This is a genomic window from Flavonifractor sp. An92 (genome assembly GCF_002159175.1).
Lineage (GTDB): Bacteria > Bacillota > Clostridia > Oscillospirales > Oscillospiraceae > Pseudoflavonifractor_A.
In genome coordinates this window covers 1-18,221 of record NZ_NFGZ01000011.1, presented here as the reverse complement: position 1 = coordinate 18,221, position 18,221 = coordinate 1, and the positions used below count along the sequence as shown (strand labels likewise).

The 18,221-nt window shown below is 61.5% G+C and carries 21 protein-coding genes; 15 read left to right on the top strand and 6 right to left on the bottom strand.

The window, feature by feature from the left end:
- Positions 1-4 precede the first annotated feature (4 nt).
- The 9 genes from B5G43_RS09240 to B5G43_RS09200 all read left to right on the top strand — a co-directional run bounded on the left by B5G43_RS09240 (position 5) and on the right by B5G43_RS09200 (position 9,924).
- Positions 5-1,033, top strand: coding sequence for an ABC transporter ATP-binding protein (locus B5G43_RS09240; protein ID WP_087260517.1), 1,029 nt, complete (start codon positions 5-7; stop codon positions 1,031-1,033).
- A 1-nt stretch (position 1,034) separates the two neighbouring features.
- A complete protein-coding gene (locus B5G43_RS09235) occupies positions 1,035-2,042 on the top strand; it encodes an oligopeptide/dipeptide ABC transporter ATP-binding protein (protein ID WP_087260515.1) in 1,008 nt (335 codons plus the stop codon).
- 31 nt (positions 2,043-2,073) lie between these two features.
- Positions 2,074-3,681, top strand: a complete 1,608-nt coding sequence (locus tag B5G43_RS09230) for an FAD-dependent oxidoreductase (protein ID WP_158097392.1) — start codon at positions 2,074-2,076, stop codon at positions 3,679-3,681.
- On the top strand, positions 3,678-4,127 hold the full coding sequence (locus B5G43_RS09225; RefSeq protein WP_087260510.1) for a YhcH/YjgK/YiaL family protein: 450 nt from the start codon (positions 3,678-3,680) through the stop codon (positions 4,125-4,127). The genes B5G43_RS09230 and B5G43_RS09225 overlap by 4 nt, the downstream gene beginning before the upstream one ends.
- Before the next feature lie 415 nt (positions 4,128-4,542).
- Entirely contained in the window at positions 4,543-5,637 is a 1,095-nt protein-coding gene (locus B5G43_RS09220) for a uroporphyrinogen decarboxylase family protein (RefSeq protein WP_087260508.1), read from the top strand.
- Positions 5,638-5,647: 10 nt separating this feature from the next.
- Positions 5,648-6,691 (top strand): uroporphyrinogen decarboxylase family protein, encoded by a 1,044-nt coding sequence (locus B5G43_RS09215; protein WP_087260506.1) that lies wholly within the window; start codon positions 5,648-5,650, stop codon positions 6,689-6,691.
- On the top strand, positions 6,678-8,411 hold the full coding sequence (locus B5G43_RS09210; protein ID WP_087260504.1) for an ASKHA domain-containing protein: 1,734 nt from the start codon (positions 6,678-6,680) through the stop codon (positions 8,409-8,411). The genes B5G43_RS09215 and B5G43_RS09210 overlap by 14 nt, the downstream gene beginning before the upstream one ends.
- Positions 8,412-9,257 (top strand): uroporphyrinogen decarboxylase family protein, encoded by an 846-nt coding sequence (locus B5G43_RS09205; RefSeq protein ID WP_087260501.1) that lies wholly within the window; start codon positions 8,412-8,414, stop codon positions 9,255-9,257.
- Between the two features lie 7 nt (positions 9,258-9,264).
- Positions 9,265-9,924, top strand: a complete 660-nt coding sequence (locus B5G43_RS09200) for a corrinoid protein (protein WP_206405019.1) — start codon at positions 9,265-9,267, stop codon at positions 9,922-9,924.
- An 87-nt stretch (positions 9,925-10,011) separates the two neighbouring features.
- Here the strand turns inward: B5G43_RS09200 and B5G43_RS09195 are convergent, their stop codons facing one another.
- From B5G43_RS09195 to B5G43_RS09170, 6 genes are all read right to left on the bottom strand, one after another.
- Entirely contained in the window at positions 10,012-10,833 is an 822-nt protein-coding gene (locus tag B5G43_RS09195) for a carbohydrate ABC transporter permease (RefSeq protein ID WP_242960518.1), read from the bottom strand.
- 29 nt (positions 10,834-10,862) lie between these two features.
- Positions 10,863-11,747 carry a sugar ABC transporter permease gene (locus B5G43_RS09190; protein ID WP_087260498.1) on the bottom strand — a complete coding sequence of 295 codons (885 nt, stop codon included), beginning with the start codon at positions 11,745-11,747 and terminating at the stop codon, positions 10,863-10,865.
- A gap of 74 nt (positions 11,748-11,821) precedes the next feature.
- Positions 11,822-13,120: a sugar ABC transporter substrate-binding protein gene (locus B5G43_RS09185; RefSeq protein ID WP_087260496.1), complete on the bottom strand. Its 1,299-nt coding sequence runs from the start codon at positions 13,118-13,120 to the stop codon at positions 11,822-11,824.
- Positions 13,121-13,230: 110 nt separating this feature from the next.
- A complete protein-coding gene (locus B5G43_RS09180) occupies positions 13,231-14,277 on the bottom strand; it encodes a uroporphyrinogen decarboxylase family protein (RefSeq protein ID WP_275532314.1) in 1,047 nt (348 codons plus the stop codon).
- 322 nt (positions 14,278-14,599) lie between these two features.
- Positions 14,600-15,718: a site-specific integrase gene (locus B5G43_RS09175; RefSeq protein WP_087260493.1), complete on the bottom strand. Its 1,119-nt coding sequence runs from the start codon at positions 15,716-15,718 to the stop codon at positions 14,600-14,602.
- A 244-nt stretch (positions 15,719-15,962) separates the two neighbouring features.
- Positions 15,963-16,346 carry a helix-turn-helix transcriptional regulator gene (locus tag B5G43_RS09170; protein ID WP_087260491.1) on the bottom strand — a complete coding sequence of 128 codons (384 nt, stop codon included), beginning with the start codon at positions 16,344-16,346 and terminating at the stop codon, positions 15,963-15,965.
- Between the two features lie 142 nt (positions 16,347-16,488).
- Here B5G43_RS09170 and B5G43_RS17340 point away from each other — a divergent pair, with 142 nt between their 5' ends.
- The 6 genes from B5G43_RS17340 to B5G43_RS17330 all read left to right on the top strand — a co-directional run bounded on the left by B5G43_RS17340 (position 16,489) and on the right by B5G43_RS17330 (position 18,142).
- Positions 16,489-16,656 carry a hypothetical protein gene (locus B5G43_RS17340; RefSeq protein ID WP_158097391.1) on the top strand — a complete coding sequence of 56 codons (168 nt, stop codon included), beginning with the start codon at positions 16,489-16,491 and terminating at the stop codon, positions 16,654-16,656.
- Between the two features lie 199 nt (positions 16,657-16,855).
- The gene (locus B5G43_RS09160; protein ID WP_087260487.1) at positions 16,856-17,083 is read left to right on the top strand and encodes a hypothetical protein; all 228 of its coding nucleotides are present in this window, start codon (positions 16,856-16,858) and stop codon (positions 17,081-17,083) included.
- A gap of 65 nt (positions 17,084-17,148) precedes the next feature.
- The gene (locus tag B5G43_RS09155; RefSeq protein ID WP_140397587.1) at positions 17,149-17,331 is read left to right on the top strand and encodes a hypothetical protein; all 183 of its coding nucleotides are present in this window, start codon (positions 17,149-17,151) and stop codon (positions 17,329-17,331) included.
- Between the two features lie 3 nt (positions 17,332-17,334).
- Positions 17,335-17,490 (top strand): hypothetical protein, encoded by a 156-nt coding sequence (locus tag B5G43_RS17335; protein WP_158097390.1) that lies wholly within the window; start codon positions 17,335-17,337, stop codon positions 17,488-17,490.
- A 22-nt stretch (positions 17,491-17,512) separates the two neighbouring features.
- Entirely contained in the window at positions 17,513-17,986 is a 474-nt protein-coding gene (locus tag B5G43_RS09150; RefSeq protein WP_087260484.1) for a hypothetical protein, read from the top strand.
- Positions 17,987-18,001: 15 nt separating this feature from the next.
- Positions 18,002-18,142 (top strand): hypothetical protein, encoded by a 141-nt coding sequence (locus B5G43_RS17330; protein WP_158097389.1) that lies wholly within the window; start codon positions 18,002-18,004, stop codon positions 18,140-18,142.
- The last annotated feature ends 79 nt before the right edge of the window (positions 18,143-18,221 follow it).

The following is an 18,221-nucleotide window of genomic DNA, read 5'->3' as shown; positions in this document are numbered from 1 at the left end:
GATTATGGACAACCGAGAGATCATTCTGGATGTAGAAAATCTGAATACCAGCTTTATTTCCGACCGGAAAGAGGTCAAGATCGTCAAAAATGTCTCCTTCCAGCTCAAGCGGGGCAGCGCCCTGGCCGTGGTGGGCGAGTCCGGCTGCGGCAAGAGCGTGACCATGAACTCCATCATGCGCTTTCTGGGCAGCAACGCCCGGGTCAAGGCCGACAAGATCCAGTACAACGCCCTGCGGGACGGGAAGGTCACCGAATACCGCCTGGAGAGCATCAAAAAGCCCCATGGCCCCGAGATGCGCGCCCTGCGCGGCCCGGAGATGTCCATGGTGTTCCAGGACCCCATGTCCAGCCTGAACCCCGTCTATAAGGTGGGCGACCAGGTGGCCGAGGGCCTTTTGCAGCACAACAAGGGCATGACCAAAAAGCAGGCCCGGGAGAAGGTGCTGGAGATGTTCCGCAAGCTGGGCATCCCCGACCCGGAGGAGCGCATCGACTGCTACCCCCACCAGTTCTCCGGCGGCATGAAGCAGCGCGTGGTCATCGCCATCGCCATGATCTGCAACCCCGAGCTCATCATCTGTGACGAGCCCACCACCGCTCTGGACGTGACCATCCAGGCCCAGATCATGGAGCTTTTGAAGGAAATGCAGGTCAAGGACGGCAAGAGCATCATCCTCATCACCCACAACATGGGTCTGGTGGCCGAGATGGCCGACGAGGTATGCGTCATGTACATGGGCCGTGTGGTGGAGTTCGGCAGCCTGGAGGACGTGTTCGACCGCACCAGCCACCCCTATACCCAGGCGCTGCTCCGCTCGGTGCCGGTGCTGGGTCTGGCCGACGGTCAGAAGCTGGAGACCATCCCCGGCGCCACTCCCAACCCCGCCGATCTGAAGGGCGGGTGCGAGTTTGCCGACCGCTGCCCCTTCTGCACCGACGCCTGCCGGGCCAGGGACATCCCCATGTTCGAGCTCTCCCCCGGCCACCGCGTGCGCTGCCTGAAATACCAGGAATTCCCGGAGGTGCTGTAAGATGAGTGAGAAGAAGGAAATGATCTTCAAAGTGGAGAACCTCCGCACCTGGTTCCCCATCACCAAAGGCGCCTTCAAGAAGGTGGTCGGCCATGTGAAGGCCGTGGACGACGTGAGCCTGGAGGTCTACCGGGGCGAGACCCTGGGCATCGTGGGCGAGTCGGGCTGCGGCAAATCCACCCTGGGCAAGACCCTCATGATGCTGGAAAAGGCCACCGACGGCCAGGTCCTCTTCAACTACGACGGGGAATTCCGGGACATCACCAAGTTCAACGCCAAAGAGATGTTCGACTTCCGCAAAAAGGTCCAGATGGTGTTCCAGGACCCCTATTCCGCCCTCAACCCCCAGAAAAAGATCTACACCTCCTTTGAGGAGCCCCTGAAGGTCCACGGCGTCAACTCGGAGGCGGAGCGGGAGGCCATCATGCAGAAGGTGCTGAAGATGGTCAACATCCAGCCCGACTACCTCATGCGCTACCCCCACGAGTTCTCCGGCGGCCAGCGGCAGCGGCTGTGTATCGCCCGGGCCCTGGAGGTCATGCCCGAGGTCCTCATCTGCGACGAGCCCGTGTCCGCCCTGGACGTGTCCATCCAGGCCCAGGTGCTCAACCTGATGAAGGACATCCAGAAAGAGCTGAACCTGACTTACCTCTTCATCGCCCACGACCTGAGCGTGGTGCAGTACATGTCCGACCGCATCGTGGTCATGTACCTGGGCAAGATCGTGGAGGTGGCCGACTCCCGGGCCCTCTACGACGAGCCGCTGCACCCCTACACCAAGGCGCTGCTCTCCGCCATCCCGGTGCCCGATATCCACAAGACCAAAAAGCGCCAGGTCCTGGAGGGCGAGGTGCCCAGCCCCATCCACAAGCCCACCGGCTGCGCCTTCCACAACCGCTGCCCCCACTGCATGGAGATCTGCAAGCAGGTGGACCCGGCCATGACCTGCCACGGCGCGCCCGGGCACATGGTGGCCTGCCACCTGTACAACCAGGAACAGCAGGCCTGACCCGGAGAAAGGAACAACCGTGCTGCTATCCTTGGAACATACCTGGGACGTTCTGGTGGCCGGGAGCGGGATCGCCGGCCTTTCCGCCGCCCTGGAGGCGGCGGAGGCCGGCTGTTCCGTCCTCCTGCTGACCAGCACCCACCTCTTTTCCGGCTCCAGCTTCTACCCCGGCACCTGGGGCCTGGGGCTCATCGGACCGGAAGCCCCATCCGACCGGGCCGATCTGTGCCGCTCCATCCAGGCGGTGGGCTGCGGCATGGCAGACCCGGCCCTGGTGGAGGTCTTTGTGGACGGCATCGCCCCCGCCATTGAGAAGGTGCGGGACATGGGGGTAAAGCTCCGCCGGGCGGTGCAGAAGGACCAGCGGGAATTCATCCCCTGCTTTGACCACAAGGCCCGGGACTGGAACGGGCTGGAGTTTGACTGCGTCCGCCCGGTATTCAACCAGCGGCTGGAGGCCCTGGGCGTCACCACCCTGGAGGGCTGCGAAGTGCTGGAGCTGGTCCGCAGCGGCAGCCGGGTTTGCGGCGTGGTGGCCGTTCAGGACGGTTCCCTGCGCTACCTGGGCTGCCGCTCCCTGGTGCTGGCCACCGGCGGGTACGGAAGCCTCTTCCGCTACCACCTGTGTACCGGCGACGTCTCCGGGCTGGGGCAGGCCCTGGCGCTGGAGGCGGGGGCCTCCCTGGTGAATATGGAGTTCATGCAGATGATGCCGGGCTACCTCTCCCCCGCGCCCAAGACCATCTTTAACGAAAAGGCCTTCCGCTTCTCCCATTTCCGCCGGGGCGACGGCGCTCCCCTGCTCCCCCCTGGGGAGGAGACCCACCGCCTGTTGGAGGAGCGCTCCGGCCACGGGCCCTTCACCAGCCGCCTCTCCGACCGGGCGGTGGACGTGGCCCTCTTCCGGGCCTTTCTCGCCGACCCCGCCGGGGTGGAGGTCACCTACTCGGAGGAAATGCGGGCCGACCCGCCGGAGTTCATCCGCACCTATTTTGACTGGCTGGAGCGGGAAAAGGGCCTCACCGCCGCCGCCCCTGTCCAGATTGGCATCTTCGCCCACGCGGCCAACGGCGGCGTGGCCATCGACGCCGCCACCTATACCGGCGTGCCCGGTCTCTTCGCCTGCGGGGAGGTCACCGGCGGGATGCACGGGGCTGACCGCATCGGTGGCCTCTCCACCGCAAACGGCCTGGTCTTTGGAGGCCGGGCCGGCCGGGCGGCAGCCGCCGCCTGTGTCCAGGCCCCTCTGCCGTCGGGCCATGTTGCCTTTGAGCCCTGGACCTGGCGGGAATGCGCCCCTCTCCGCCGCCGGATGCAGAACGTGATGTTCCGCAGCGCCATGGTGCTGCGCAGCGAGCAGGGCCTCACCGCCGCGCTGGAAGAGTTGGACGCTCTGGAGGCGGAGGCCCCCCGGGAGCCGGGCGGGACGACCGCCGCCGTGGCGGATTCCCGCCGTCTGGCCGGACAGCTCACCACCGCCCGGGCCATCCTCCGCGCCGCCCGACTGCGGCGGGAGAGCCGGGGCTCCCACTACCGGGAGGACTTTCCGGCCCCCGACCCGGCTCAGGCCAGGCCCATCCAGGTGTGGCTGGACCGCGGCGTTCCCACCGCTCAATTTGTGAAAGAAGGTTTCGTATGATCTATACCACTCTGGACCGCATCGCCCGTTATCGTGGCCTGTGCCCCTCGCTGGACACCGCCATCGACTACCTGGCCACCGCCGACCTCTCCGCCCTCAAACCCGGGCGCAACGAGGTGGATGGGGATAACGTGTTCATCAACCGCTTCGGCTACACCACCCTCCCTGAGGCGGAGGCCGCCTGGGAGGGCCACGCCCAGTACGCCGACCTCCATGTGGTCCTCGCCGGGGAGGAGCGCATCGGCGTCACCGACGCCGCCCGCCTCACCCCCACCACCCGGGACGAGGCCAGCGACTTCATCGGCTACGACGGGCCGGTGGATACCTGGTGCCCCATGGCCCCCGGAACGGCCCTCATCGTATTCCCGGAGGACGTGCACATGGTCAAGGTGCAGAAGGACGGCCCCGTGCAGGTGGAAAAGGCCGTATTCAAGCTGAAGGTCTGATTCAAACGAAAAAGCCTGGAATCGCAATGGTTCCAGGCTTTTTCTCTACTTTGCCGTCTCCAGTGTGAACACATCAAAGAGCTCGCATTCGTGCGGTTCACCCGGTTCTTTTGCAGCAAGCGGCGCACAAAAAATTCATAGATTGATCCAAGATGCAAATATAGATTTTATAGATAAAAACAATTTCTAAACTGTATATTCCTATGCTAAAATAGGAAACAAAATCGATTCACATGTATATTTATGGAAACTAACGCCTCGATATCCCCGCAGCTCAGAAACGGCACATTCCTGATTCCGGATTGTGCCGTTTCCAGCGGTACGCCACCTTTTTACAACTGTTTATCACTTCCAGCGGGAAGAAATACCGGATCGGCACATGATCCGGTCGATAAGTTCTAAGGAGGTTTGACAAATGAAGGATCAAATGACGCCTATGGAGCGGGCGACCGCCCTGGCCAAGGGGCTCCCCGTGGACCGTCTGCCGTGCAACCCCAACGTGGCCAACGGCGTGGCCCGGATCTACGGCTGCAAGATCTCGGAGCTCAGCCGCAGCGCCAAGACGCTGGCCCAGGCTCAGGTGGCGTCCTACCGCTATTTCGGCTACGACAGCATCCGCATCTTCACCGATCTCTTTCCCTGGGCGGAGGCCATGGGCGCCACGGTCAAATACCCCGACGACGAGACCGCCGACCTGGACCAGCCCGCCATCACCGACGTCCGTCAGATCGACTCCCTCCGCCCCGCCGATCCCTACAAAGACGGCCGTCTGCCCCTCCAGCTGGACGCCATGAAATACCTCCAGGACGAGGTCAAGGGGGAGATCGGCTGCTCCTGCGGCATCGTGGGGCCCTTCACCAACGCCTTTTTCCTCATGGGCGTCAACAAGACCCTGAGCATGATCTATAAAAATCCCGAGGCCGTCCACAAGCTGTGCCAGGTCTCGCTGGAGACCGTCAAGGCCTACGCCGCCGCCGCCATCGACCTGGGCATCACCCCCGCCATCTCCGAGCCCATGTCCTCCTGCACGGTGGTGAGCCCCAAAGCCTTCCGGGAGTTCTCCCTGCCCTATCTGAAAGAGCTGGTGGACTTCATCAAGAGCCGCGGCAAGGGCGTGGTGGTCCACATCTGCGGCCAGACCAACAAGATCTGGAATGATTTGGCCGATCTGGGCCTGGCGGGCCTGAGCATCGACAATGTTGCCAGCCTCGCCGAGTGCAAGCAGCTGGTGGGGAACAAGGTCAAGATCCTGGGCAACGTGGACCCGGCGGTGGTCATGTTCTCCGGCACCCCCCTGGACGTGCGGTACCACACCCTCAAGTGCATCCTGGACGGCTATGACAGCCCCAAGGGTTACATGGTCATGTCCGGGTGCAGTCTGCCGGTGGACACCCCCAAAGAAAATATCCAGGCGATGATGGACACCGTCCGGGAAGTGGGCTATCCCATCTGCCCCGAGCGGGTGGCCGAGCTCATACAGGACTGTGAGCGCCGCCTGAAGCAACAATAAAGGAGTATTTATGGAAGAAACGACATCTGCCCGGCTTCTCCGCCAGACCCTTGGCGGAGAAACCCCCTCCCGTCCCCCCTGCCTCTGCCCCGGAGGGATGATGAACATGATGACCGCCCAGCTGATGGACCTGGCCGGGGTGTACTGGCCCGAAGCTCACCAGGACCCGGCGGTCATGGCCCAATTGGCCGCTGCGGCCTATGAAAACGGCCTCTTTGACAACGTGGGCGTCCCCTTCTGCATGACGGTGGAGGCGGAGAACATGGGCGCCGGGGTGGACCTGGGCGACCGCTACACCGAGCCCCGGGTGACCCGCTACGCGGTGGAGTCGGTGGACCAGTGGGAGGAGCTGCACCCCCTGGACCCCCACCAGGGCCGGGCCAATACCGTGCTGGAGGCCCTGAGCCTCCTGCATACCCGGTGCCCCGGCGCGGTCCTCATGGGCAACCTCACCGGCCCCATCAGCGTGGCCTCCTCCCTGGTGGATGCCGCCCGTTTTTATAAGGAACTGCGCAAGAAGCCGGAAAACGCCCACAAGGTGCTGGACCTGGTCACCGATGGGCTCATCGCCTTCGGTCTGGCCCAGATCGAGGCGGGGGCGGAGTTCATCACCATCTCCGACCCCAGCGGCACCGGCGAGATTCTGGGGCCCAAGCTCTTTGCGGAGTTTGCCCTTCCCTGCCTGAACCGGCTGTGCGAGGCTCTGCGCCCCCGCTGCAGCGGCGTGATCATTCACATCTGCGGCCAACTCCAGCCCATCTATCCCCAGCTGGCCCAGCTGAAGTGCAGCGCCCTGAGCGCCGACGCGGTGGTGAATCTGGCCCAGCTCCGCGCCGCCATCCCCGGCATGGTGGTCATGGGCAACGTCAGCACCTTCGCCCTGGCCGCCGGAAATGCCGCCACCATCCGCACCCTGTGCCAGAACAGCCTGAAGCAGGGCGCGGACATTCTGGCCCCCGCCTGCGGCCTGGGAACCACCACCACGTTGGAGAGCATCCGCCTGATGATGGAGGCGGTCCGCTCCCAAGAGGAGGAAACCCATGCTGCACATTGAACCCCGGGCGGGACTGAATATTCTGGAGCTGCTGCGGGAGGAGGGCATTCTGCTGGAAAGCCCCTGCAACGGCAAGGGGTTATGTGGCAAGTGCAAGGTCCGCATCCTCAGCGGGGCCGTGAGCCCCCGCTCGGCCCAGGAGGAGGCCTTCCTCACCCCCGCCGAGCGGGCAGATGGCGTCCGATTGGCCTGCCTCACCGTGCCGCTGGAGGGGGTGGACATTGACCCCCTGGGCCTGCTGCACGAGAGCCGGGGCGGCGTGCTGGGCAGCGGCCAGCGGCCGGACATTCCCCTGGCCCCTGCCGTGACGGCGGAGCCCATCCACCTGGCCCCCGCCTCCTTTGAGGACCACCGCTCCATGTGCGCCGCTCTGGAGGTTGGAAATGACCTTCCCCTCTCCCTGATGCGGGAGCGGGCCGTTTTGGACGAAGCGCAGGACGCCTGGCTGGTGCGCTACGGTGGCGCGCCGGTGGCCCTGCGGGCCGACGGGACCCTCTGCGGTCTGGCGGTGGACATCGGCACCACCACGGTGGCCGTGGCTCTGCTGGACCTGAAAACCGGAGAGCGGCTGGCCGAGGACGGCTTTGTGAACCCCCAGAAAGCCTTCGGCCTGGACGTGCTCTCCCGCATCCACTACGACATGGAGCACCCCGGCGGCGTGCTGGAGCTCCAGCGGGTGCTGGTAGAGCGCCTGGGCGAGAGCGCCCGGACGCTGACAAGTTCCATCAGGCAGTCGCCGGACTGCATCTTCGAGGTGGCGGTGGGTGGCAACTCCACCATGCTCCACGCCCTGCTGGGCGTCACCCTGGCCAGTCTCGGCCAGGCCCCCTATCGGAGCGTGTTCCACCACGCTGTCACCGTCCCCGCCGCCGAGCTGGGACTGTCCCTCCACCCCCAGGCCCGGGTCTACTGCATCCCCTCGGTGTCCTCCTACATCGGCGGCGACATCGTCTCCGGTGCGCTGGCCGCCCGGCTGGATGAGGCGGAGGACACGGTGCTCTTTCTGGACATCGGCACCAACGGCGAGATGATCCTCAGCAAACACGGCAGCATGTATTCCTGCTCCTGCGCCGCCGGTCCCGCTCTGGAGGGCATGAACATCTCCTGCGGCATGCGGGCTGAGCCCGGCGCGGTGGAGCACGTCCGTCTGGACGGGGAGCGGGCCGAGCTGGGCATCATCGGAGACGCGACTCCCCGGGGCCTGTGCGGCAGCGGCCTGCTGGAGGCCATCAGCCAGGGCGTGGCCCATAAGCTCATCGCCAAGAGCGGCCGCCTGACCCTGGACTCTCCCCTCACCGACACTGACGAAAACGGAAAGCGCCGCCTGGTGCTGGACGCCTCCCACGGCCTCTATGTGACCCAGGCCGACATCCGGCAGGTCCAGCTCTGCAAGGGCGCCATCCTCTCCGGCATCCTGACCCTCCTCAAGGAGCTGAAGGTGGAGCCGGAGGAGGTGGACCGGGTGCTGGTGGCCGGACAGTTCGGCAAGCACCTGGACCCCGCCAGCCTCACCGGCGCGGGCATCCTCCCTTCCTGTCTGGGCGAGAAAATCTCCTACATCGGCAACTCCTCCATGACGGGGGCGGAGCTGTGCCTCCTCTCCCAGGCGGAGCGGCGGCGGGCGGAAGCCCTGGCCCAGACCATCTCCTATGTGGAGCTGTCCGTTTCGGAGGGATACGAGGCCCTATTCACCAAATCTCTGCAATTCGGAGGGGTGTAAATGGAGCGTTTTGTGTGTACCAGCGCCATGGCCAACCGCCACTCCACCCCCGCGCCGGAGCGGCTGGCGGCCCTTGGCATCACCACGCCGGAGCAGCTGCACCGGGACCCCGGCGCCATCGTGGCTGCTGCCCGGGAACTGGCCGAGGGCGGCTGGGTGACTCTGCCCTTCTGCAACACCCTGTGCGGCGAGGGGTTGGGAGCCCATCCCAGTCTTTCCCTGGAGGGAGCCCGGGTGCGGGAGCCCGCCTATAAGAAGGTGGAGGAACTGCCGGAAACCCTGAACCTGGACTTTCCCCGCATGAAGGCCATGCAGGACGCCATGGATGTCCTGCATTCGGAGCACGTCCCGGTCTCCTACGAGGTGGAGGGCCACTTCACCCTCCTGAACGCCCTGCTCCCCATGGGGCGGATGTTCGCCGCTCTGCGTAAACCGGCGGGAGCGGAGCTGATGGAGCGGACCGAGACCTGGATCCGACAGTACGCCCGCATGGCAGTGGAATACGGGGCGACGATGCTCTCCTTCTCCGATCCCGTGGCCACGGTGGACATTCTGGGTGAAGAATTCTTCACCGGCACCTATCTCCCCGCCTGTCTGCGGCTCATCAGCCATCTGCGGGAGGACAACCCCGGCGTGGTGATCCACCTGTGCGGCAAGATGACCCAGAGCCTGCTGGACACCGGTTCCGCCCGTCTGGAGCGCTGGGAGCCGGACACTCCCGTGGAGACCTATGGTCAGGCCCTCATGGCCTATTGCCGCAGCCACCCGGAGGGGGGCATTGTGGGACATTTCTGCCTCAATTTGCTGGCGGCAAAGCGAGGCTGGGTATACGAAGTCAAGTGGTAGAGAAAGGATGAGAAAAATGGCAGAGAAGGATGCGCTGCTGGCGGAACTGGCCCGCTGCGTACTGGAGATGGAGGACGATGCGGTCGTCAACGTGGCCAAGGAGTACGTAGAGGCCGGGTTCGACGCCTACGAGGGCATCACCGAGGGCCTGGCCAAGGGCATGGAGAAGGCCGGTCAGCTCTACGAGGAGGAGGAGTACTTCGTGCCGGAGCTGCTCATCTGCTCCGATGCCATGTACAACGGCCTTGAGATCCTCAAGCCCCACCTGAAGCGGGACGACAGCTCCAAGGGCTGCGGCGTCCTCATCGGCGTGGTGGAGGGCGACACCCACGACATCGGCAAGAATCTGGTGAAGATCATGATGGAGACGGCGGGCTTCGACGTCCACGACCTGGGCCGCGATGTGCCGGTGAGCGAGTTCATCGCCAAGGCCAAGGAGATGGGCACCGGCATCGTGTGCATGTCCACCCTGATGACCACCACCATGGGCAACATGAAAAAGGTCATTGACGGACTGGTGGCCGAGGGCATCCGGGACCAGTTCAAGGTGATGGTGGGCGGCGGCCCTCTCTCTACCGCTTTCGCGGAGAAGATCGGCGCCGACGCCTACACCAGCAACGCCGCCGAGGCCGCCAAGCGGGCCCGGGAACTGGTGGCAACCGCCTGATTTTTACGGGTATCCGAGCGTATATCGATGCAGAAGGCCCCGGGGGATTCCCCCGGGGCCTTCTGTTATCCGGACGTATGGTACCGTTTATTCCTTGACGCCTCCCAGGGTCATGCCCTCTTTGAATTTGCTCTGCATGAACAGGTAGAAGAGGAACGGGGGGAGGAAGTTGATGACCGCGCAGGCCATGGTCAGGCCCACATCGGTATTGTACTGGGTTTTCATGGCGCTCAGGGCCAGCGGGAGGGTCTTCATCTCCTGCCGCGTACACGCCACCAGCGGCCACAGGAAATTGTTCCACGCCCCCACGAAGGTGAAAATGGCCAGGGTGAGGAGCGCGCCGCGCACGATGGGGAGCACGACCCGCACCAGAGTCTGGAGATTTCCGCATCCGTCCAGCTTGGCCGCGTCCATCAGGTCGGACGGGATGTCCAGAATGGCCTGACGCATGATGAACACGCCGAAGGCCGTGGGGAGAGGCAGGATCAGGGCCTGGTAGGTGTTCAGCCAGCCCAATCCCTTGGTGATGAGGAACAGAGGCACGATAATGACCTCGGAGGGCACGATCAGGGTCAGGAACAGGAACAGAAAGAGCTTGTCATTCCCCTTGAAATTCATTTTGGCAAAGGCATAGCCGGCCAGAGAGCAGACGGTCAGGGTCAGCAGCACGCCCGCCACCGCGACGATGACACTGTTCAGCACATAATTGACGAAATAGTCCATCTGGAAGATCTTGATATACTGCTGCAAAGTGAATTTGTCCAGGGAAAAACTGAAATCGTAGGCGTTGATGGTGCTCCGGAAGGACATCAGGAACATATAAAGGAATGGGAAGATGCTCCCCAGGATGATCCCGATCAGAATCAGATCCGCCAGTCCTCTGCCGAAGGCTTTTTTCATGATTCTCATAGATGTTTCTCCAACCTTTTTCGGAAGTCTTACAGCTCGGACGATTCCCGCTTCAAAAGCCGTTTCTGGAAGAGCGCGGCGATCATCACGAGCACGAACAGAACATTGGACACGGCCATGGCATAGCCGGCGGAATTGGACTTGAAGCACAGCGTGTAGGCGTACATGACCAGATCCGTGGTGGCGTTGTTGGGGCCGCCGCCAGTGAGGTTGAAAATCAGCTCAAAGTTGCGCAGGGCCGTGGTGATCGAGAGAAAGAGGGCCATGATGATGGTGGGCTTCATCATGGGGAGGGTGATGGAGAAAAAGCTCCGGATCTTGCCGGCGCCGTCCACTTTCGCCGCCTCATAGTACGTCTTGGAGATGGCCATGAGGCCGGAGAGGAAGATGACGGTATAGTACCCCATCCACCTCCAGATGGCTACACCGGCCACGACCACCAGCGCACTTTTGGAATCGCCCAGCAGCATGGACGGCTGGATGCCGAAGAGGCCGAAGAAGGCCTCCACCGGCGGGAATTTGCCGTTGAGCAGCTCCCGCCAGACCACGCCGACCACCGCGTTGGAGCACAAAAACGGGATGAAGATCACGCAGTTGGCGATCTTGCCCAGCAGGTGCTTTCGGTTGGCCAGCAGGAACACGGCCATCAGGAGGCCGCTGACCATTTGCAGCGGGACGATATAGAGCTCCAGCTTGATGGTGTTCCAGAGCGCCTTGATGAACTTGCTGTCGTCGAGCAGCTTGATGTAATTTCCGAGCCCGCGGAACTGCGGCGGGGTAATAATATTGTATTTGCAGAAGCCCAGAAAAATGGAGATGAGGACAGACCCGACCACGAAGGTAACCAGGATCAGGGTGATGGGTGTGATGTAAAGGTAGGGTTCGATCTTTCGGATATCCGCTTTCTTTTTCATCTTCTCAGTTCCTCTATGACACAATTAGATAAAAGAAAAGCCCACACGCGGCGGGCTTTTCTTCTTTTATGCTGTTATCCCTGCTCGGCCCAGTATTCGTTCAGCAGGTTGTTGGAGTACTCCTCCGCCTCAGCCAGGCCCTCTTCCACGGTCAGCTCCCCGGTCATGATGCCCTGGAGATCGGCGGCGAGCTGGGTCAGGATGTCCGAGCTGCAGGGGCCCACCTGGATCCCGTGCCACTTGTCCTTGTCCTCGGTGTAGATGCGCTCCATCTTGGGGTCGCCCACGTAGGACTCGGTCTCCGTCAGAGCCGCACCGGGGCACTTGGCGTGATACTGCTCCATGAACTCGGCGCTGGTCACGTACTTGATGAAGTCCATGGCCAGGTCCTTGTCCTCCGCGGCGGACATCAGAGTCAGAGAGTCGGTCGCGCCGAAGGTGCCGTAGTCCACATTCTTGAGGGAGGTCACATAATCCCAGTTCAGATCGGGATAGGCCTCGGCATAGGTGGTCTCATCGGTCTGGGAAGAGCGGTTGACACCAAAGGCGGCCTTGCCGGTGCCGAAGATGGTGGAAAACGCCTCAGACCACGAATAGGACATGAAGTCGGGGTTCATGTACTGGGTCAGGTCCTTCATCCAGGTCATCGCCTCCACGCCGGCTTCGTTGGCGAAGGCCACAGACTTCAGGTCGTCGTTATAGATGTTGCTGCCGTTCTGCCACAGCACGCTGTAGTAGTAGGCGTTCAGGATCTGCACCGGGCCGATGTCGCTGGTGTTCATGCCCACAGCATAGCCGTACTGGTCGATCTGGCCGTCGCCGTCGGTGTCCTGGGTGGCCTTCTGGCAGATGCGGACGAAGTCGTCCCAGGTCTCGGGGGGCTCCTCACCCAGTTCGTTGAGGATGTCCACATTGTAGTAGAGGATAAAGGGAACGCCGGTCACGATGGGCCAGCCGTACTGGCCGCCCATGATGTTGCCGTTGTCCAGATACTTGTACTCCGCGCGGTCCTCGTCGGTGATGTACTCGGACATGTCCACCACCGCACCGGCCTCGATAAAGGTGGGGAACATCTCGTTATACATATAGCCCACATCCGGGATCTCGCCGGAGCTCATGGCGGTGGTATAGGTCTCCTGGTACTTGTCCCAGGGGATGACGGTGATGTTCACGTCGCAGTCGTGCTCTTCCTCCCACTCGGTCAGAAGGCTGTCCCAGTTGTTCTTCGTGTCGTCATCCAGGGGCGCCAGCCACACATCCAGGGTTTTGCTGGCACTGTCGGAATCCTGGGGCTTTCCGGCCGTGCTGCACCCGGCCAGAGTCATACCGACCATCGTGGCCGCGAGCATAAGACTGAACACTCTTTTGCGCATTTGATTCTTCCTCCTACGATCCTGTCTTCCTGCAAACAACGGTATTTTTATGCTGTTATGCGTAAGTGACAGTATAACACCAGAATCCACGCTTTTCCAATTTGGATTGTCTATAAATGGTCGCCCTTTATCAGTATTTTCGATATTTCTCGCGCGGCCTCCATGAACGAATCGATTTTTTCCGGGGCGGTCATCTCCGGAATGTCGCACCCGGTGGCCAGGGTATAGCCCTTCGCGGCCTTGCTTCCCTGCTGGATACACGCCAGGACAGACTGCCGGATCTCGTCCGGGCTCCCATTCAGAATGATGCCCACCGGATCGACGTTTCCGGCGATCGGGACCTGACTTCCCAGCTCTTCCGCGGCCAGCGCCAAATCCACGATGTTGTCCAGGCTCACTTCATTCAGCTGATACTGGGAAAGGTACTTCCAGATGCGGTCCGTCTTTCCGCACATGTGGAGGGAGACTTTTTTCCCCGTTTTTTCCGCGGCATAGTCGGTGAGCTCTTTGGTATAGGGAAATACGAAAACCTCATACATCTTGGGCCCCAGCAGGCCGGGATTTGCCACCGGCTCCGCCATGGCAATGCCGAACCCATAGACGGCGGCCAGGTCGATGCAGCTCTTCTGGCTCTCGGTCACCAGGCGCATCAGGCGGTGGATCTCTTCGGGGTGCTTTCTGCAATCCCGGAGCAGCGTCTCCACGCCCCGCAGATTGGCCGCGATGGTGAAGGGCCCTCCGATGCTCATTTCCAGTGGGACGATGTTCCCCGCCTCTTCGGCCAGGAGCTCCGCGGCCTGAGCAAAGATCTGGATCCTGGGGCTGCGGAACGCGTCCACAGGCTCCATGGTGTCCAGCTGCACATACTCCTGAAGATAGGGCGTCTCCAGGTATGGCGCCCCCTGGGCCGGATACACAAAGCTGGCGCCCAGCGCTTCCGCGATCCCGCGCGTATTCGGCCCGAGCACCATACGGTCATACCCGTAGCGGTTAAAGGGCAGGATCTCCGCCTCCACCATTTTGACCGGATCATACCAGAGGTCTTTGGGGGTGATGCCGGAAAACTCACACTTAAATTCGCTCATAAAAGGGACCGCGGGGAACCGGTCAAAGCTCTCGCCGTGTTCAATGGCTCTCTTTCGCTCGACCGGGGTCATGAGGTCCGCGGAACATGTTTGCAGTCTGACCATAATCGCACCTTTCACTCTGTTCACATATACTGCCGGTTTGATCGGAACATGATGTAAAGTATACCATTTTTGCCGCCGCATGTGGATTTGTTTTTTCCTGCCGCTTTATAGAGATTGCTGATACTGCCGCTGCGGCGAGCGGAACCGGACCGGCGATAAGCTGCCACCCACTCCCGGAATACAAAAAAGTCCTGCAGCCAAATAGCTGCAGGACTTTTGGTACGCCCGAAGGGACTCGAACCCCCAACATTCAGAACCGGAAGCAGTGTACCGCTATGGCCCGAAGTCATTACCGCGCAACGGATTTACATTCCACACCCTCTCCAGTACCACCACCTTTACCACCGCTGCCGTCCAGAAGCGCCATACTGCTGTGCAGCGTATCGCTATCCCGGTGTGTGTATATGTTGGCCGTCGTCTGGATGTCCGAATGGCCCATGAGCTCCTTGGCCACATTGATCGCTACCCCCGCGCGCTGGAGGTCCGTGCAGAACGTGTGCCGAAGGCAATAGGGCGTAAGGTCCTCGGCCACTACCGAGCGCACGATCTTATTTCGGTAGAGCTCCGCGCCCATATAGATGTCGAGTTCCCGCTTGAACCCGGTCCACATCCGGCGAAGGCTATTCTCATTCTGCCGCCCGCCAGACCCCGTCGGAAACACGGGGGCGAACGGCTCCCCTCTGGCTTCCAGGAGCCGCCATCGAAGATCGGCGTGAATCGGGATATCCCGAACCCCGGCGGCTGTCTTTGGCCCCTTTATACGACCGCTTCCGCTCTCCCATGCGGTGTGGACATGAATCTCATTCCGGTCGAAGTCCACGTCAGCCCATACCAGCGTAGCCGTTTCACCCGGGCGCATACCGGTGTAGAGCATAGTCAGCACCCAGAGCCCGGCCCGGTGCTGTGGCGCCACGGCCAATATGGCGGCCCGCTCGGCCTCCGTGATCGACCGGCGCTTGCCTTCCGATACGACCGGGAGCTCCAGCATCTCGGCTGGGTCGTATGGTATGAGTCTGGACTGCCGTGCTCGCCTGAAAAGCTCCTGGAGCACCATGCGCAGCTTCTTTACATGACTCGCTGACTTCCCGGCCTGACTGTTGAGCAGCTTTTGCAAATAGACATCTTTGACATCCTTCAGCTTCAGATTCCCAATGGCAGGCTTAATGTATCCCCGGTATTTTTCGTCGTACATACCGAGGCTTTTGGCTGTAAGGCCCTTCGGATCCTTGTATGTCGCCTTCCACTCGCGATACCAGGCGTCCACCGTCATTGACCCGCTTACGAGCTCTTCTCCACGCTTCGCCGCCGCCAGCTTCTCAGCCAGCTTTGTCATTGCCTCCAGCTCAGTTTTGCCATAGGCTTCGTATTTTTTGCCTCCATAACGCGCTGTTTTCCTTATGTACCGCATATGCACCTCCAGTCTCCATAGCCGCGTTGTTGCATCTTTTTACCCTTGCAAAAATAGAACAAGCGTTCTATAATATCCTAGAACACCTGATTTCTGTTATGAGGGAGGGGAGGGCGCTATATGACGCCGAAAATACTCACTGAACGTATCAACCTGTTGCTGGACAAAGCCAGCGCCCGACAGCTTGAACTGATTCTGAGAATCGTCCAGGCGATCATCAAATAGCGCCCTCCTGCGGGCCCGGTTAATCCGGGTCCGCTTTTTTCATTTCCTCGACGAGCTCTTTCGCCACCTGGGCAAGGACTTCCCACTGCTCGTCAGTCAGACGAGCCATAACGGCCAGCAGCTGGGACTGGATAGACCGCGGATCGCCCTCGGCCACCCTGGCTGCGAACTCAAACAGCTCTTCGTTTCGCGTCTTTGGACTGAACATTTCGCCCACTCCGGTTTCAAGCCAGTCTTTGTTCACAGAGAACTCCCGGCAGACCAAGTCTACAAAAAGCGGCTTCGGATCTACTTTATGGAGTTCTATATTGGTAATAGCGCCGCGCGTCACGCCGAGCCGCCGCCCGAACTCGTCCTGCGATAGGCCGAGAGCGAGGCGGATTTGTTTTATTCGCTCGTTCATCGGATCCCTCCTTTCTGCTACACATTATAGCCCAGGCCCCATTGTATTGTCAATACACGGTGCTAGACATTTTTGTGATTTTTGTATTGACAATACATAACTGTGGTGCTATGATGTATTCACACGACAGGAGGTGAACACAGTGAGCGAGAAGCAAAAGCAGCTGGTCGATGACATCCTGACCGCCAGCCAGCAGCTGCCCCCCGAGCGGCAGTATCAGCTGCTGGGCGTGGCCCAGGGCCTCAGTCTGAACTCCGAGGCTTCGGACGTCGAGAACCGTGGCGCCGTCAGCGCCGAGAAGGAGGAGTAGTCTGTGCCTACCGAGAGAGAACGATCCGCCCATGCCGCCATCGTGGCGGCTGGGCACAAAATCCCCCCTATCGAGCAGTGCTCCTTCTTGTGGGTGCTCGATTGTGTTATGTGCGTGAGATGGCCCGGGTACGAGGCCATGTATGCGCCGGCCACGGGCAAGGTGGTCAAGCCATATAAAGTGTGAGGAGGTGACCGCAATGACCCTATCCCAGGAGATTGCGCAGAAGCGCCGGCTTCTCCGCGCTGAGTACGGTGGGCTCATGTCCACCACGGATCTGATTCATGAGCTGGGCTTCAGCTCCCGGGGCGCCACGTTGAAAGCCGCCCGAGAGCTTGACATCCCGTCCACTCTGATTTCTGGCCGCCGTCGGTACGACACCGACATCGTGGCCCAGCGCCTCGTTGAGAGGCGTGGCATGTCGTGACCCCCGCGAGCTATCCGGTACAGCTCCAAGCGAAGCAGGCCACGCTCCGTCGTCTGTACGGCGGGATGATGACAATGGCCGAGGTATCGAGAGAGCTTGGCTACCGAAACCGCGTTGCTGCGCGGGACTGGCTTACAAGCCACATGGTCCCAGAGGTGAGAATCGGGGCCGTGGTCAGATACGAGAGTGACGCGATTGCAAAGGCGATTGTGGACTCCCGTGAATATCCAACCGCAAAGGAGGTGTAATGCATGGGTGCCAGAGAGAAGCGAGCCGAGCGGTACCGCTACCGTGTCGAGCGCCGGCGCCAGGAGAAGCGCCGGGCCAACATTCAGCGAGCTATCGCGATTTTCGTCCTCGCGTACATCGTCAGCCTTGTGGGCTGGGCCTTAGCCGCCAAAGTGTAAAAGATGAAGGAGATGCACAGTTATGATCGTCAACACCACCAGCATTGACCCCGTGAAAATCCAGAACTGGGCCAAGGCGAACCGCTATTCCCTCACCAAGATTTCGGAGGAGATGGGCTGCTCCCATGGCTTCATGTCGCGCGTGCTCCAGGACGGTTATATGCCCACCCGGAAGTATGAGCTCTTCAAGCGCCTCTTCGACCTCGCTGATTCTGATGTCCGCCCCGATGCGCCCAAGCCGCTGGCCCGGCGGCCCATTAAGCCCGTGGAGGGCCCGGCCCACGTCGAAGTGTATCACTCGGACCAGTCTCCCTATGACACCCATATCGAGGTCAAGCCGGATCGGGTCCGGTTCAGTGTTACCTATGGCGGGCAGATCCTGTACAGCGCCTACTTCCGCGTCAAGGGCTCTAGCGAGCTCGACTTGATGCAGGCCATCAGCTACGCCGCGCACATGGTCTACAAGAAGGCCGAGCAGCGGGAGCTGGAGAAATAAAAGGAGGACTAATCTATGGACATCACCGTTACCGTCAAGTGCCCCGACCTCGCCATCGCCGCTGCTGCCTTGGCCAAGGCCATCCTCGGCGCCAAGGACGCCGATACCGAGACCAGCGTTTCCCCCGCCCAGGCCGCTGGCCCGGCGGCCCATTAAGCCCGTGGAGGGCCCGGCCCACGTCGAAGTGTATCACTCGGACCAGTCTCCCTATGACACCCATATCGAGGTCAAGCCG

Coding starts and splice junctions, on each gene's coding strand:
- B5G43_RS09195 (WP_242960518.1), bottom strand. CDS start 10,833: ATGAGAATCATGAAAAAAGCCTTCGGCAGAGGACTGGCGGATCTGATT.
- B5G43_RS09150 (WP_087260484.1), top strand. CDS start 17,513: ATGATCGTCAACACCACCAGCATTGACCCCGTGAAAATCCAGAACTGG.
- B5G43_RS17330 (WP_158097389.1), top strand. CDS start 18,002: ATGGACATCACCGTTACCGTCAAGTGCCCCGACCTCGCCATCGCCGCT.
- B5G43_RS09170 (WP_087260491.1), bottom strand. CDS start 16,346: ATGAACGAGCGAATAAAACAAATCCGCCTCGCTCTCGGCCTATCGCAG.
- B5G43_RS09160 (WP_087260487.1), top strand. CDS start 16,856: ATGACCCTATCCCAGGAGATTGCGCAGAAGCGCCGGCTTCTCCGCGCT.
- B5G43_RS09200 (WP_206405019.1), top strand. CDS start 9,265: ATGAGAAAAATGGCAGAGAAGGATGCGCTGCTGGCGGAACTGGCCCGC.
- B5G43_RS09210 (WP_087260504.1), top strand. CDS start 6,678: ATGCTGCACATTGAACCCCGGGCGGGACTGAATATTCTGGAGCTGCTG.
- B5G43_RS09225 (WP_087260510.1), top strand. CDS start 3,678: ATGATCTATACCACTCTGGACCGCATCGCCCGTTATCGTGGCCTGTGC.
- B5G43_RS09205 (WP_087260501.1), top strand. CDS start 8,412: ATGGAGCGTTTTGTGTGTACCAGCGCCATGGCCAACCGCCACTCCACC.
- B5G43_RS09235 (WP_087260515.1), top strand. CDS start 1,035: ATGAGTGAGAAGAAGGAAATGATCTTCAAAGTGGAGAACCTCCGCACC.
- B5G43_RS09175 (WP_087260493.1), bottom strand. CDS start 15,718: ATGCGGTACATAAGGAAAACAGCGCGTTATGGAGGCAAAAAATACGAA.
- B5G43_RS09215 (WP_087260506.1), top strand. CDS start 5,648: ATGGAAGAAACGACATCTGCCCGGCTTCTCCGCCAGACCCTTGGCGGA.
- B5G43_RS09220 (WP_087260508.1), top strand. CDS start 4,543: ATGAAGGATCAAATGACGCCTATGGAGCGGGCGACCGCCCTGGCCAAG.
- B5G43_RS09180 (WP_275532314.1), bottom strand. CDS start 14,277: ATGACCCCGGTCGAGCGAAAGAGAGCCATTGAACACGGCGAGAGCTTT.
- B5G43_RS09190 (WP_087260498.1), bottom strand. CDS start 11,747: ATGAAAAAGAAAGCGGATATCCGAAAGATCGAACCCTACCTTTACATC.
- B5G43_RS09185 (WP_087260496.1), bottom strand. CDS start 13,120: ATGCGCAAAAGAGTGTTCAGTCTTATGCTCGCGGCCACGATGGTCGGT.
- B5G43_RS09155 (WP_140397587.1), top strand. CDS start 17,149: ATGATGACAATGGCCGAGGTATCGAGAGAGCTTGGCTACCGAAACCGC.
- B5G43_RS09240 (WP_087260517.1), top strand. CDS start 5: ATGGACAACCGAGAGATCATTCTGGATGTAGAAAATCTGAATACCAGC.
- B5G43_RS17335 (WP_158097390.1), top strand. CDS start 17,335: ATGGGTGCCAGAGAGAAGCGAGCCGAGCGGTACCGCTACCGTGTCGAG.